Here is a 13,680-nt window from a genome sequence, read left to right as displayed (position 1 = left end):
GGTGTCTGGACGACGGTTCAAGCCCCCAGCATTTCACTCAACACCTGCGCCAGGGCTTCAGGCTGCACCGGCTTCTGCACCACGACACTGCCCGGCAACTCCAGCCCTTCAAGCTCCGCATATCCCGTCAGAAACACCACCGGCAGCAGCGGATAGCGCTCGCGTGCGGCGTGGGCCATCTGCGCACCGTTGTAGCCAGGCATGGCAAAGTCGGTCAGCAGCAGGTCGACGTGCTCGTCGAGCATCCTCAGCGCCTGCTCTCCGCTATTGGCTTGACGCACGTTGTAGCCATACAGAGACAGGATGTCGTTGACCATGGTTCGCACGAGGTCGTCATCGTCAACCAGCAGGATGAAACGGTCGCGGCCACTGTTGGCCAATGTCTCACAGGGTGGCGGAGTGGGCAGGTCGTTGTGCAGGGCGCGTTCGACGGCGGGAAGGTAGACGCACACCTCTGTGCCATGGCCCGGGCGGGTGTCGATACGCACGCCTCCCCCCGATTGCTTGGCAAAGCCGAACACTTGGGCCAGGCCGAGGCCGGAACCCTTGCCGATGTCCTTGGTTGTGAAGAAGGGTTCGAACACCTTGGCCACCACCTCTTCGCTCATGCCGCATCCAGTATCGCGAATGGACAGCATCACGTAATCGCCAGGCTCCGGGTCTTCGGGGCGCCGTGGGGCTTGGCTGATGCGGGTATTGCAGGTCGACAGGACCAGTTGACCGCCGGCTGGCATGGCGTCACGCGCATTGATCGCCAGGTTGAGGATGATCATCTCGGTCTGGGTCGGATCGGCCAGCGCCTGGCTCAGGCCATCATGCAGGTCGAGCTGCACCAGGATGCTGCCGCCCAGGGTGCGGCGCAGCAGTTCCTCGAGGCCGCCCAAGGTCTTGTTCAGGTTGACCGGAACCGGCTCCAGCCGCTGGCGCCGGGAGAAAGCCAGCAGCTGCGAGGTCAGCTTGGCCCCGCGCTCGCCAGCCTTGCGGATGTGCTGCAGGCGGCTGGTGGCTTTTTCCAGGTTGCCCCTCTCGAGATCGCGCTCGAGAAAGGTCGAGCCGGTGATGATCACCGTCAGCAGATTGTTGAAGTCGTGGGCGACACCGGCGGTGAGCTGGCCGACAGCTTCGAGTCGCTGCATCTGCTGCAGCGCCGCCTCGATGCGTTCGCGCTCGGCAATCTGCTCACGCAGACGGGTATTGGCCTCGGCCAGTCCCATCGCCGCTTCGCGCTCGCTGGTGATGTCTCGGGCAACCACGTACAGCAATGTATCCTCTGGCACGGCGATCCACGACAACCAGCGCTGCTGACCGCTGAGGTGCTGGATACGGCCGACGAAGCGTGCGCTGGTGCGCCCATGGGCGAGGGCCGCGAGCTCGGCCAGGAACACATCATGGTCGCTGTCGGGCAACAGCTCCAGCAGTGACATCTGCAAGAGCTGCTCGCGCTTGATGCCCAGGGTGTGCTCCCAGGCGGGATTGAGAGCGACCGGGGTCAGGTCCTTGTTGAGCACGGCCAACAGGTCCTGGGACAGCTCCCATGAGCGGTCACGCTCACGGGTACGGCGTTCGACCCGCTCACCGAGCATCTCGTTGAGCTGGCGCAAGGCCTGGGTGGCCTGGCGCTGTTGATGAACATCCTGCAATACCCCAGAAAAGCGCACGCACATGCCATCGACAAACTGGGTCTGGCCACTGCTCAGCAGCCAGCGCGGCTCCGAGCCGCCACGGCTCACACTGCGGAATTCCACCCGGTAGCGTCCATCGCTGTCGGCCTGCATGGCATGCTCGACGGCCTGGCGTACCTGGGCGCGATCGTCAGGGTGGATGCCCGCGTAGAACACCTCGAGGCTCATCTCGGCATCCGCTGGCAAGCCGAACAGCGTCTTGCAGCGGTCATCCCATAGCAGCAGGCCATCTTTTGCGCGGTAGTCCCACGTGCCCATGCCCGCCGCATCGATGGCGATGCGGGCGCGGGCCTCGACGTCGGCCAGCGCTTCTTCTGCCTGGCGGCGACGGTCGCGCTCCTGCACCTCGGTGAGGGCGCGCTTGACGGCCTTGGGCAGCAGCGAGAGATTCTTCTTGAGCACGTAGTCGGTCGCACCGAGGCGGATCATCTCCACCGCGTGCTCTTCACCATAGATGCCGGAAAGGAAAATGAATGGAGTGTCTGGTGCCAGGCCTTGGGCGATAAGCAGCACATCGGTACCTGAGGATCCGGGCAGCACGCAGTCGCAGATGATGACGTCGTAACGCCCCTCGCGCAGCGCGTCTCGCGCGCCCTCGTGGTTGAACACTTGCTGCGCCTGGACCGTCAGCCCGCTGCGTTCCAGGCGCAGCAAGGTCAGCTCGGCATCCATCGAGCTGTCTTCGATCATCAACAGTTTCAGCGGGTTGGGCAGCATTGCGACTCCGTCAGGGGGTACCTCGGCGATTCAGACGCAACGAACCGGGTGGAGGTTCATTAAGCACTGCCCAAAAGATGCCGAGGTCGGAAATCGCGCTGACGAATTCCTTGAACTCGACCGGCTTGACCACATAGGCGTTCACGCCCAGTGCATAGGCACGCAGCAAGTCGGGCTCCTCGCGCGAGGAGGTCAGCATGACCGTGGGAATGCTGCGAAGATCGGCGGTCTCCCGGACCACCTTGAGCACTTCCAGGCCATCGACCTTGGGCAGCTTGAGGTCCAGCAGCAGGACGGCCGGGTTGCCGTCGTCGCGCGCGCTGTAGGCATTGCGGCGCAGCAGGTAGTCCAGCGCCTCGGCGCCATCGCGCAAGACGATGACTTCGTTGGCCAACTGGCTGCGCTCCAGCGCGACGAGGGTCAACTCCAGATCCCTGGGGTTGTCTTCGACCAACAAGATAGGTTTGAGCATGTTTCGTAAAGTCCGTCAGGTATCAGGCATTGAGAGGGTGGCATGGCAGTGCAAAGTGGAACGTGGCGCCTTCGTTGACCTGGCCTTCGGCCCAGACGCGCCCATCATGGCGCTCGATGATCCGCCGCACACTCGCAAGGCCGATGCCGGTGCCCTCGAAGTCCTCCATCCGGTGCAGGCGCTGGAAAACCCCGAACAGCTTGTTGGCGTAGGCCATGTCGAAGCCCACGCCATTGTCGCGAATGTAGATTTCAACTTCGGCCTCGCTCTGGCGAGCGCCGATCTCAATCCGTGCCGGCGTGCGGCCACGGGTGTACTTGATGGCGTTGGAGATCAGGTTGACCAGGGCCATGTTGATGAACGCCGGGTCGCCGATCACCTTGGGCAGGGCGCCGACTTCCCACACGATGTCTCGGCCTGAGTAGTCGGGCGCGAGCTCGACGCGGATGCTTTCAACCAGCGCATTGAGGTCGACGTCCGACATGCGCAGCGCCGAGCGTCCCATCTGCGAGAAGTTGAGCAGGTTGTCGACCAGGGTGCCGGCAAACCGCGCGGCCTCGTTGATATGCCCCAGGAAGCGCCGGCCACGCTCGCTCAGCGTCGGGCCTTCGATCTCGGCGAGCAGCTCGGTGTAGCCGGCAATGTGCCGCAGTGGCGCACGCAGGTCATGCGAAACACTGTAGGAAAACGCCTCAAGCTCTTTGTTCGAGCGGTGCAGTTCCCCGGCCAGTTGCGCCAGCTCCTCGGCCTTGCGCAATACGATGCCCAGCACTGCGGTTCGCAGTTCCACCACGCCGTCGACGATCAATGGGTCCCAAGGCTCCGAGAAATCACGCACTTCTTCCTGCCAGCGCTCGAAACTGTGGCGCGGGTTGAGGGTGCCGAGCGGACCGATCGCCTTCTCCGGCTTGCCAGCCCAGGCCACGGTGCGGGCCTGTTCCGGACGGAACCACACAAGGTAGTGCGAGTGGATCTGTGAAATGGCCACGGCCAGTACGCCGGCGGTGTTTTCGGCAAGCTCCGGCAGGTCGTTGATATCACGGCGCACGTTGTCGGTATGAAACACCGATTCATCGCCGCGCTGGGCCAGCCAATGGACCAGCGCATTGACCCGGGACTCGGGCGGCGTTTCGCCGATCAGGTCGCAGCGTTCGGCGGAGATGATTGCCGCTCCGCTGGCGCCGGCAAAGTCCAGCAGCACCTGGGGCAAGGCCAGCAGGCCGTCGCCGACGCTGTCATGGTCGGCCATGGAGGAGAGCATCCGTACGATGCGCTGGCGCAGTTGCAGGAGCTGGTGGGTGCTGGCGTGCGACTCACGTGACTCGATCTGCAAAGAGAGCATGTTGCCCAGCAGCTCGCAGGCGGTGCGCGTCTGGAAACTCACCCGGCGCGGCTGGTCATGGTGACAGGAGATCAGCCCCCAGAGCTTGCCGTCGACCACGATGGACAATGACATCGAGGCCAGCGTGCCCATGTTGCGCATGTACTGCAGGTGCAAGGGCGACACACTGCGCAACGAGGCAAAGCTCATGTCCAGCGTTTGAGCCGTCAGCGGGTTGAGCGCCGGCAGCACGGGGGAGGGCTGGTAGTTGGCGTCTTCGATCACACGGATGCGGTTGATGCGGTATAGCTCGCGCGCCTGGCGCGGGATGTCCGCCGCCGGAAAGCATTGCCCCAGATACCGCGGATAACCGGGATCAGCGACTTCGGCAAGTACCAGCCCGTTGCCCTCTGCATCGAACTTGTAGGCCTTGACCCTGCCAAAACCGGTGAGGCGCTTGAGTTCCTCGACCGAGCGCTGCAGCAGCTCGGTGAGGCAATCGGCCTGATGCAGGCTCCTGACGAAGCCGCGCACCATGGGATAGAAGTTGCTATGCACGCCGCTACCAGGCTTGTCCGGGGTTGGCTCGAATTCGGCGACCAGGACCTGGTCGTGACGGTGAACCAGCACCGTGAGGCTGCGGCCTGCCAACGGTCCCACACGCAGGCGGGTATCCCCGATATGGAAGGGGAAGACCTCGTCGAGCGGCAGCTGGTGCAAGTGCTCGCGCAGGTCGAAATCCTCGGCCATCAGCGCGGCGAAGCTGCTGCCAGCCAGGGCAGTGGCAGGCACTCCCAGCCATTCTTCGACATTTTCGCTGGCCTGCAGGATGGTCAGGTCCGACTCGTCGAGTACCAGTAGAAAACCATGAGGCTGGATGCTTCCCGGAATATGGATAGGCTCTTGGGCGCAACGCTCGATGGCGCGTTCCAGGGCAGTCTCGGCGGTGAGCAAGAGGTAAATCTCCTGTAGGTTTCGTCTGACGGCGCCGCTTCCAGTCGGCACGGGACGTTTGACACGCAAAGTATCAGAATCCCGACTGTTTTGCTGAGAAGCGGTGTCAGGCGGCCATGAACTTCAACCCCATGCTGGGAAAATGCCCTACATTTTGGCCTCATCTTTCTGACCTGCTACCCTCCCTCCCAGAGTCTCAGGAAGTAAGGATACGAATGTGACCGAGCGCTTTGTGGCCCTGTTGTCGGGCCTGTTGCTAGGCAGCCCTGCCGTAGCGGACGACTTTCTGGTCGAGGTGCGGGTGGATGTGCAGCGCGGCTGCATGCTGGTCAACGCGCAGCGAGAGGCGGGGGCACAGGCCTTGGGACGAATCGACCTCGGCAGCCCCGCGCGCCTTGATGGGCCGGACGCGCCGTTGTCTGGCGTGCTGATCAGCCAGAGGCCGCCGCGCCTGGAATGCAATCCCGATACGCCCTACCAGATTCGCGTCGATGGTGGCCAGCATGGCGGCGCCGGCGAGGTGCGTTACCTTGCGAACGACGATGCCAAGGCACGCCCGATTCCTTACCGGCTCTACCAGGATGCCGCCTGGCGCAAGCCACTGCCGGTCGGAGTCGCTCTCGCCGCGCGCGTTCCCGACAGCGGATCAGTTGAACTTCCGCTCTTTGCGCGAATCGACAGTCTGGAGTGGGTGCCCCGTGCAGGTCTGTATGCCGATCTGGTGAAAGTCACGGTCACCTGGTAAGGATTGCCCATGCACACGGACGTTGCATCATGAACAAGACCTCGCTGGTGCTGCTGTCACTCGGGCCACTGCTGCTGCCCGGGGCCCTTGCGCATGGGAGCACCACCGGCTTCATTCAGGCACGCCTGGTGATCAATGCCGCCTGCCAGATAAGCAGCGAGGTGCAACCTGCCACGCTCGCCAATCCTGGCTTGCTCGACTTCGGCCCCCAAGGCCCCAACTGGAATGACCCCCTGCGCAGCCGTGTCGACGAGGCAGGTGGCGCGGGGAACCTGCAGATCAGCTGTACCCCTTCGGTGCGCGCCTTCAGTGTGCGCATCAATGGCGGACTCAATGGCGACGGCGTGATTCGTCGCCTGAGCAATGGCCGTGAGCTGATTCCCTATCAACTCGCGACCGACCCCGCGGGCGCCGGCCGTTATGGCATCGGGCAAGCCCGCAATTTCACTATTCGCAGTGCCGACCAGATGCCCATTCCGATCTATGGAGTGGTGATTGCGCAACCGCAATCGCTGCCGGCCGGCCTGTATCGCGACACCTTGAGGGTGACCCTGGACTGGTAATACGCAAAGGAGATTTACATGCGACCTCACGTTTCCCGCTGCATCCTCGCCGGGCTTGGCCTGGCCCTGGCAACACAGGCTCACGCAGCCAGTGTCACCGGCACGATCAACGCCAGCCTGACCCTGACCGCGGCCTGCCAGGTCAATGGCAGTGCCGGCACTTCAGGGCTGGACTTCGGTGCCCTGAGTTTCGGTACCCAAGAGGCACTGTTCGACGCCGCGACGGGCCAGGTGCTCGGCGCGGGTGGCGGGGCGATGAGCGTATTGTGCTCGGCCGGCACGGTGCCGGCGATACGAGTCGGGGCGGGCACCCATGATGGGGCGTCGACCGGAGGTACCCGGGCCCTCGCCGATGGTATTGGCAACTTCGTGCCCTACGACTTCTACACCGACGCAGGACTGACTCAGCCGCTGGCCATCGATGGCGTCATTACCTTGCCCACCAGCACCGGCGAGGCGCAGACGGTCAGCCTGTACGGCCAGGCGGTCGGCAAGCCCGGCCTGCCGGCGGGGGTCTATAGCGATACGGTAGCGGTCGAGCTGAGTTTCTAGCGCCATGCGCGCCTGGCCCCGAGTGCTGGGCCTGTGTGGATTGCTGAGCTGGCCGGTCTGGGCGGCGACCACCAGTACGTTCCAGGTGAACGCGCAGATCGTCGCGGGTTGCCGGGTACTGGGTGGTGTGAGCAACTATGGGGTGCTGGATTTCGGGACCCGCTCGGCGCTGTCCAGTTCGGCGGTGACTACGTCGCTGGGCGGCACCACTGTGACCTTCGAGTGCACACCGGGCGTGGTCATGAACATGAGTGTCGACGGTGGTCAGAACGCGGTCAGCGGCACGCGTAATCTCAAGCACGCCACCGGTACTCAGCGGGTGGCCTATCAGCTTTACCGCGATGCGGCCTACAGCCAAGACCTTGGGATCGGCCAGAGCACGGCGGTGAGCTACAGCGATCCCGCTGCAATCAGATTACCCGTCTATGCCCGCGCCCAGCTGAGCGGCAGCGTGCCGGCCGGGACCTACACCGATGTACTGCAAGTGACAGTCACCTGGTAACCCTGTTGCCGGGATAACAGGAATGCTAAGGAGAGAGGCATGCAGGCAAGCGCAAGGTTGGCGCGCGTGTTGGTGGGAATCGGGTTTGGGTTGATCGTCAGTCAGCCCCTGGAGGCGGCCACCTCAGTGCTGATCTGGCCGATCGACCCGGTCCTGGAGGCCGGGCAGAAGGCCGGGGCGTTGTGGCTTGAAAACCGGGGTACCGAACCCAGCAATCTGCAAGTGCGAGTGTTCGCCTGGCGCCAGGGTAGCTTCGAAGAACAGTTCCAGGCCCAGCGCGACATCATTGGCAGCCCGCCGGTTGCCAACATAGCTCCCGGGCAGAAGCAGCTCATCCGCCTGACTCGTACAGGCGCGGCGCCCGCCGGGCAGGAACAAGCCTATCGAATCATCATCGACGAGATCCCGGCCGCCGTAGCGGCAGCGCCCCTGGCGGCGGGCACCCAGGCCGCCATCCGCCTGCAGATGCGTTACTCGGTGCCGTTGTTCGTCTATGGCGACGGACTCTGGGGCAAGCCGGACCCCACTGGAGGGCGGAGCAACGACGGGGTCGGCAAACCGCAGCTGAGCTGGCATCCCGTGACGGTGAAGGGCCGCCCCTACGTGGAAATCCGCAATACCGGGCCTGTGCATGCGCGCCTGACGGATGTGGTGCTGCAGCAAGGCGCCCAGGAACGGCCACTCGTTGAAGGCTTGCTTGGCTACGTGTTGCCTGGCGCCAGCATGCGCTGGCCGGCCCCGGCGGCGATCAGCGCGAGCAGTGCGCTCAAAGGCAGGATCAACGGCCAGGAAAGCGCCGAAGCGATCCGACAGGGGCGGTAAGGGCGTCATCAAGGAGCGGGACAAGGACATGGAGGTCCGGACATGGTGGGACATTGTGTGTGAGGCGGGCGATACGCCGTCTCTGCCTGGGATTGCTGGTGCTGGGCCCGGCAGCGGCGGTGGGCGACGACCTGCCTCCACCGCCAGGGGAAATGGAAGCGGTGGCCGACGCCACGTTGTACCTGGACCTGCTGGTGAACCAAGTGCCACGCGCTGATCTTGTGCCGGTACAGCAGCGCGCCGGCCGGCTGTATGTCAACAGCGAAGACCTGCGGTCCGCCGGGATCCGGGTGCCTGGCGATCCGCAAGGGGAGATCGCCCTGGATACCATCACTGGACTGCACACCGACTACGACAGCCAGAACCAGCGCTTGCTGGTGCAGGTTCCGCCGGCCTGGCTCCCAGGCCAGGAGATTGGTGATCGCAAGCTGCGGCCGGCGGGTGAGGCGCGCAGCAGCTTTGGCGCCTTGTTCAACTATGACCTGTACCTGAACGACACCGACGAAGGTGGTACTCACCTTGCGGCATGGAACGAACTGCGCGTGTTCGACAGCTGGGGCACCTTTTCGAGCACCGGGCAATGGCGCCAAACCTTCAGTGGCAATTCCAACGGTGACCGGCAACGCGGTTTCCTGCGCTATGACACCACTTGGCGCTTCACCGACGAGCAGCGCCTGCTGACCTATGAAGCCGGTGACCTGGTAACCGGCGCCTTGCCCTGGACCAGCTCGGTCCGTATCGGCGGGCTGCAGCTGTCACGGGACTTCGCTGCCCGGCCGGACCTGGTCACCTATCCACTGCCGGCCTTTGCCGGCGAAGCGGCGGTGCCGACCTCGCTGGACCTGTTCATCAACGGCTACAAGGCCAGCAGCGCCGACCTGCAGCCGGGGCCCTATACGCTGACCAACGTACCCTTCATCAATGGTGCGGGAGAGGCAGTAGTCGTCACCACCGATGCGCTGGGGCGGCAGGTGTCCACCACCCTGCCGTTCTACGTCACCAGCACTCTGTTGCAAAAGGGGCTATCGGACTTCTCGGTGGCAGCAGGCACCTTGCGCCGCGACTACGCCGTGCGCGACTTCGCCTACGGCCCAGGCGTCGCCTCCGCCAGCCTGCGCCATGGCCTGAATGACAACTTCACCCTCGAAAGCCACATCGAGGCCGCCGAATCCCTGGCCCTCGCCGGCCTGGGCGGCAATCTGCGCCTGGGCACGCTTGGCGTAGTCAACGCCGCCGTCACCCAAAGCCGCCTGGAAGGAGCCGGAGGGCGCCAGGTGAGCCTGGGCTACCAGTACAACAGCCAGCGCATCGGCTTCAATTACCAACGCCTCCAGCGTCATGGCGACTACGCCGACCTGACGCTTGTCGACAGCGTCTACAGCCGTCTGAGCCAGCGCAGCGAGCAGGTCACCCTGAGCCTGAACCTCGACCGTTTTGGCAGCCTTGGCGCAGGCTACTTCGATGTACGCGCAGGGGACGGCTCGCGCACCCGCCTGCTCAACCTGAGCTGGAGCAGACCGCTGTGGCGAAACAGCAGCCTGTACCTTTCGGCCAACCGGGAAGTCGGCGACAGCCAATGGGCAGTGCAGGCACAAGTCGTGGTGCCCTTCGATTTGCGCGGCACCCTCAGCCTGGGGCTTGAGCGCAACACCGAAGGCGAGAGCCTGCAACGGGTCAACTACAGCCGTGCGGTGCCAGTGGAGGGTGGAGTGGGCTTCACCTTGGGATACGCCGACGGTGACCGTGAAGCCTACCGCCAGGCCGATGTCACCTGGCGCTTGCAGTCGGTGCAGTTGCAGGCGGGTACCTATGGCACTGACGGCGACATGACCCGCTGGGCCGATGCCAGTGGCTCGCTGGTGCTGATGGATGCGGGGCTGTTCGCCGCCAACCGCATCGACGATGCCTTTGTCGTCGTCAGCACCCATGGCTATCCGGACGTGCCGGTGCGCTATGAAAACCAGGTGGTGGGACGCACGGACAGCAGTGGCCATCTGCTGGTGCCGTGGAGCAGTGGCTACTATCGGGGCAAGTACGAGATCGATCCGCTCGACCTGCCGGCCGACATCCTGGCCCCGCAGGTCGAGCAGCGGGTAGCGGTGCGCCGTGGCAGCGGTTACCTGCTGGAATTCCCGCTGCGGCAGGTGAGGGCGGCAAGTATCGTGCTGGTCGATGGCAGCAACCGTGAGCTGGCCCTTGGCAGCCAGGTACGGCATGTACAGAGTGGCGGCCAAGCGGTCGTAGGCTGGGATGGGCTGGTCTATCTGGAAAACCTGTCGCCGCGTAACCAGCTGCAGGTCGAAGTCGCCGGTGGCGGTCAGTGCCAGGTCGAGTTCGACCTGCCGGAAGGGGAAGGACCTGTGCCATTGATTGGTCCGTTGGTATGCCGATGAACCGTTGCTGGCGTTTTCTGCCCCTGCTCGGTATGTGGCTGGGCGGGCCGGCCTGGGGCCTGTGTTCGTCCGTTGCCACCGCACCCGCGAGCTTCGGCACCGTCAATTCCACGTTGGTGCGCTCCGCGGTGCAGAGCGCGTCGAGCACCAATGCCGGGCTGCAGTGCACGGGTGCGTTGCTGAGCCTGCTCTCTCCCAACGATCACTTCTACGCCACCATCACCTCGGCCACGGCCGGGCTGGTCGGCCCGACTGGGGATGTCCTCGGCTACACGCTGTATGCCGACAATACGACCAGCTTGCCCATCACCCGCGGCGTGCAGTTCGATTACGCCCGCAACGGCGTCCTCGACCTGCTTGGACTGCTCAGCGGCACCACGCCCAAGTCGGTGCCGATATACCTGAAGACCGCTGTAGGCAGCAATGTTGCCGCCGGGCTTTACCAGGAAACCCTGCGCATCGACTGGAGCTGGAACTACTGCTCGGGTATCGGTCTCGGCGCCATCTGCATCGGACGTGACATTGGCACGGGTACTCAAACGCTCAGGGTCACCCTCCAGGTCACCAACGATTGCCAGATCACCACGCCGAACATCAGCTTCGGCGGCGCGCCGGTGGTCGGCGCCTTTGGCGCGGTGAACCAGAGCGTCAACCTGTCGTGCACCAAGGGCAGCAGCTATACGGTAGGCCTGGACGATGGACAGAACGTGGCGGGAGGGCGGCGGCGGATGAAGTCCGCGGCCAATGACTACCTGGCCTATGACATCTTCAAGAGCGCGGGTGCCGTGCGCTGGGGTGCCCTGACCACTGCCCGCCGTGCGAGCAGCGATGCCGACGTCAATCCCGGTGCCGGGACGGGTACCGGAAGCCAGGTGTTCAACTACAACGCCCGGGTATACGCCGACCAGGCGACCCCGCCAGCGGGAACTTATGTGGACAGCGTGATTCTGGATGTGCAGTTTTGACCCTGGCCTTGAAATGGCATCAAGGCAGCAGATGACCTCGAGGCGTCAGCGGAACTGTCCTGCCATTTTCGCCAGCGTCTCCAGCACCGCGCCCGCCAGCGCCCTGCAGCGCTCGCCCGACCAGCCGGTGACTGCGTTCGGCGCGTCATCGTGGTCCTTGAACGGCATCTCCAAGGTCAATGACAGGCAGTCATGGGCATGACCGACCGCGTTGCAGGCCAAGGTCATGTTGGCTTTGCCGGGCGCATCCAGCGGATAACCATGAGTGGTCTGAAAATCCGCTGTCATGCTGCACAGGGTCGTGCGGAAGGTATGTTCCAATTGCGCCAGCCGTGGTGTGTATCCCGGATTGCCTTCGCAGCCCGCAGTGAACACGTAGGGGATCTCTTCGTCGCCATGCACGTCGAGAAACAGGTCCACGCCATGCTGCTTCATCTGCGTCTGCGCGAAGAACACCTCGGGCGTGTGCTCGATGGTTGCGTCCTGCCAGGCGCGATTCAGGTCGCGGCCTTGGCAGTTGGTGCGCAGATGTCCGTGGAAGGCGCCGTCCGGGTTCATGTTGGGGATCAGGTAGAGGTCGGCGCTCGCCAGCAATTGCTGCACGGTGGCGTCGTTGGCCTGCAGGCGGTCAATCACGCCTTCGATGAACCATTCGGCCATGTGCTCGCCGGGGTGCTGCTGGGCGATCATCCACAGTTTGCGCTTGCCCGGCGCGCCGCTGCCTGCGCGCAGTAGCGGGATGTCGCGGCCCTGGACGCTACGGCCGGTAGCCAGCAGTTCGACACCAGGTATCTGGCGGGCGCGATCGACGAGCTGATTGTGTCGGGCGCGAGAGTAGGGTTCGAAGTAGGCGAACCAGGCTTGGGCCTGCTGGGCGTGAAGCTCGAACACCAGGGCCTGGCCGTCAAACCGCGTAGGGACACGAAACCACTGCTGCTGGTCGTACGAGGCCACTGCCTGGTAGCCGCTCCAGGCCTTGTTGTAGGAGGACTTGCCGGCGTTGTCCAGGCTGAAGACGTGGGTTTGCCCCGGAGTGAGGCCGCTCGCCTTGAAATGAAACCACTGGAAATGATCACTGTGGGTATCGGGGCGGATCGCCAGGTGTGTCCGTCGAGGGTCGCTGTTATCCAGGATCTGGATATTGCCAGCGTCGAAGGCACAGTCGATGTGCAGCGGGGACAGCGTCACGGTCATTGCCAGGCTCCTGTGGCTTTGTTGTAACGCTACTCTACACCCCCGCGATCAGGCCCAGAACCCCAAGGCCAGCAACGCCGCCACGCCAAGGCCGATGGCCACGGAACAGCCACCCAGGGTCAGCGCAGAGCGGCCTTGCTGGTACCAGCCGTCCCGGGCCAGCAGCCGGGCAGGAGCGAGCAAGCCGCGCCAATGCAGTTCGGTCTGGTGAAAGGCTTGCAGATGCCCCGGGGCTGCATCCAGCCAGCGACGAAAATCGATACGCTCGCAGGCTGTCACGTCCGGGCTCTGGAGGCGCACGTACCATTGGCTGGCGAGAGCGGCCAGCGCGTCATGGCGCGGCCTGCCGGTCTGCAGGACCTGGTTCATGTGACGTTCGAGGGTGAGCAGTGGCAGGTCGAGACGCTCGGCGATATGGGTGAAATCCAGCTCGTCCAACCGGCTGAGCAAGAACACCTGCTGCACACGGCGGGGCAGTTGAAGCAGCGCGCAGAGCACCGCGTCATCGGTAAGATCGAGAGTATCCTGCGGGTGATGCTCCAGGGGCATTGGCAGACGGGTCATGGGCAAGCTCCTTGCAAGGGTGGATGACCTGGGAGTGTCCTCCGTGACACTCGAGGCAAGCCTGGTAGTAACGAGATTGATTCTCAAGTGCTGATTGCGCAAACTCTTGTTACAGCCATTCACGAACTGACATGCCTTTGCTATCATCGCTGGTATTCAAGCAGTACCCGTCTTCATTAGCCTGAAGAACCAAAAAAAAGACCCGGCAAAAAGCCGGGTCAAAAACCGTGATTA

General features: G+C 63.9%; 12 protein-coding genes. 7 read left to right on the top strand and 5 right to left on the bottom strand.

Features of this window, described 5'->3' with window-relative positions:
• Nucleotides 1-17 precede the first annotated feature (17 nt).
• Genes AC0ZZU_RS16655 through AC0ZZU_RS16645 form a run of 3 tightly spaced genes read right to left on the bottom strand, consistent with a single transcriptional unit; the run spans nucleotide 18 to nucleotide 5,146 of the window.
• The gene (locus tag AC0ZZU_RS16655) at nucleotides 18-2,399 is read right to left on the bottom strand and encodes a response regulator (RefSeq protein WP_476342178.1); all 2,382 of its coding nucleotides are present in this window, start codon (nucleotides 2,397-2,399) and stop codon (nucleotides 18-20) included.
• A gap of 10 nt (nucleotides 2,400-2,409) precedes the next feature.
• Nucleotides 2,410-2,871, bottom strand: coding sequence for a response regulator (locus AC0ZZU_RS16650; protein WP_476342177.1), 462 nt, complete (start codon nucleotides 2,869-2,871; stop codon nucleotides 2,410-2,412).
• Nucleotides 2,872-2,893: 22 nt separating this feature from the next.
• Nucleotides 2,894-5,146, bottom strand: coding sequence for an ATP-binding protein (locus tag AC0ZZU_RS16645; protein ID WP_476342175.1), 2,253 nt, complete (start codon nucleotides 5,144-5,146; stop codon nucleotides 2,894-2,896).
• A 217-nt stretch (nucleotides 5,147-5,363) separates the two neighbouring features.
• Here AC0ZZU_RS16645 and AC0ZZU_RS16640 point away from each other — a divergent pair, with 217 nt between their 5' ends.
• The 7 genes from AC0ZZU_RS16640 (at nucleotide 5,364) to AC0ZZU_RS16610 (ending at nucleotide 11,688) form a co-directional block, all read left to right on the top strand.
• Complete coding sequence (locus AC0ZZU_RS16640; protein ID WP_476342173.1) at nucleotides 5,364-5,891, top strand: Csu type fimbrial protein; 528 nt, start codon at nucleotides 5,364-5,366, stop codon at nucleotides 5,889-5,891.
• A gap of 29 nt (nucleotides 5,892-5,920) precedes the next feature.
• On the top strand, nucleotides 5,921-6,454 hold the full coding sequence (locus AC0ZZU_RS16635; protein WP_476342172.1) for a Csu type fimbrial protein: 534 nt from the start codon (nucleotides 5,921-5,923) through the stop codon (nucleotides 6,452-6,454).
• 18 nt (nucleotides 6,455-6,472) lie between these two features.
• Complete coding sequence (locus tag AC0ZZU_RS16630; RefSeq protein ID WP_476342170.1) at nucleotides 6,473-7,006, top strand: Csu type fimbrial protein; 534 nt, start codon at nucleotides 6,473-6,475, stop codon at nucleotides 7,004-7,006.
• Between the two features lie 4 nt (nucleotides 7,007-7,010).
• On the top strand, nucleotides 7,011-7,508 hold the full coding sequence (locus AC0ZZU_RS16625) for a Csu type fimbrial protein (protein ID WP_476342168.1): 498 nt from the start codon (nucleotides 7,011-7,013) through the stop codon (nucleotides 7,506-7,508).
• Between the two features lie 39 nt (nucleotides 7,509-7,547).
• The gene (locus AC0ZZU_RS16620; RefSeq protein WP_476342167.1) at nucleotides 7,548-8,330 is read left to right on the top strand and encodes a fimbrial biogenesis chaperone; all 783 of its coding nucleotides are present in this window, start codon (nucleotides 7,548-7,550) and stop codon (nucleotides 8,328-8,330) included.
• A 152-nt stretch (nucleotides 8,331-8,482) separates the two neighbouring features.
• The gene (locus AC0ZZU_RS16615) at nucleotides 8,483-10,723 is read left to right on the top strand and encodes a fimbria/pilus outer membrane usher protein (protein ID WP_476342361.1); all 2,241 of its coding nucleotides are present in this window, start codon (nucleotides 8,483-8,485) and stop codon (nucleotides 10,721-10,723) included.
• On the top strand, nucleotides 10,720-11,688 hold the full coding sequence (locus AC0ZZU_RS16610) for a Csu type fimbrial protein (protein WP_476342166.1): 969 nt from the start codon (nucleotides 10,720-10,722) through the stop codon (nucleotides 11,686-11,688). Before AC0ZZU_RS16615 ends, AC0ZZU_RS16610 begins: the two co-directional genes overlap by 4 nt.
• A gap of 45 nt (nucleotides 11,689-11,733) precedes the next feature.
• On the opposite strand, the gene AC0ZZU_RS16605 is transcribed toward AC0ZZU_RS16610, so the two are convergent.
• Complete coding sequence (locus AC0ZZU_RS16605; RefSeq protein WP_476342165.1) at nucleotides 11,734-12,882, bottom strand: M14 family metallopeptidase; 1,149 nt, start codon at nucleotides 12,880-12,882, stop codon at nucleotides 11,734-11,736.
• 48 nt (nucleotides 12,883-12,930) lie between these two features.
• Nucleotides 12,931-13,446: a DUF4880 domain-containing protein gene (locus AC0ZZU_RS16600; protein WP_476342164.1), complete on the bottom strand. Its 516-nt coding sequence runs from the start codon at nucleotides 13,444-13,446 to the stop codon at nucleotides 12,931-12,933.
• Nucleotides 13,447-13,680 lie beyond the last annotated feature (234 nt).

Source organism: Pseudomonas sp. JE3303 (genome assembly GCF_056312565.1).
Note: the sequence above shows the minus strand (reverse complement) of the source record. Positions and strands in the feature narration are given on the sequence as shown.

Coding starts and splice junctions, on each gene's coding strand:
- AC0ZZU_RS16625 (WP_476342168.1), top strand. CDS start 7,011: ATGCGCGCCTGGCCCCGAGTGCTGGGCCTGTGTGGATTGCTGAGCTGG.
- AC0ZZU_RS16610 (WP_476342166.1), top strand. CDS start 10,720: ATGAACCGTTGCTGGCGTTTTCTGCCCCTGCTCGGTATGTGGCTGGGC.
- AC0ZZU_RS16655 (WP_476342178.1), bottom strand. CDS start 2,399: ATGCTGCCCAACCCGCTGAAACTGTTGATGATCGAAGACAGCTCGATG.
- AC0ZZU_RS16600 (WP_476342164.1), bottom strand. CDS start 13,446: ATGACCCGTCTGCCAATGCCCCTGGAGCATCACCCGCAGGATACTCTC.
- AC0ZZU_RS16650 (WP_476342177.1), bottom strand. CDS start 2,871: ATGCTCAAACCTATCTTGTTGGTCGAAGACAACCCCAGGGATCTGGAG.
- AC0ZZU_RS16605 (WP_476342165.1), bottom strand. CDS start 12,882: ATGACCGTGACGCTGTCCCCGCTGCACATCGACTGTGCCTTCGACGCT.
- AC0ZZU_RS16620 (WP_476342167.1), top strand. CDS start 7,548: ATGCAGGCAAGCGCAAGGTTGGCGCGCGTGTTGGTGGGAATCGGGTTT.
- AC0ZZU_RS16635 (WP_476342172.1), top strand. CDS start 5,921: ATGAACAAGACCTCGCTGGTGCTGCTGTCACTCGGGCCACTGCTGCTG.
- AC0ZZU_RS16615 (WP_476342361.1), top strand. CDS start 8,483: ATGGAAGCGGTGGCCGACGCCACGTTGTACCTGGACCTGCTGGTGAAC.
- AC0ZZU_RS16630 (WP_476342170.1), top strand. CDS start 6,473: ATGCGACCTCACGTTTCCCGCTGCATCCTCGCCGGGCTTGGCCTGGCC.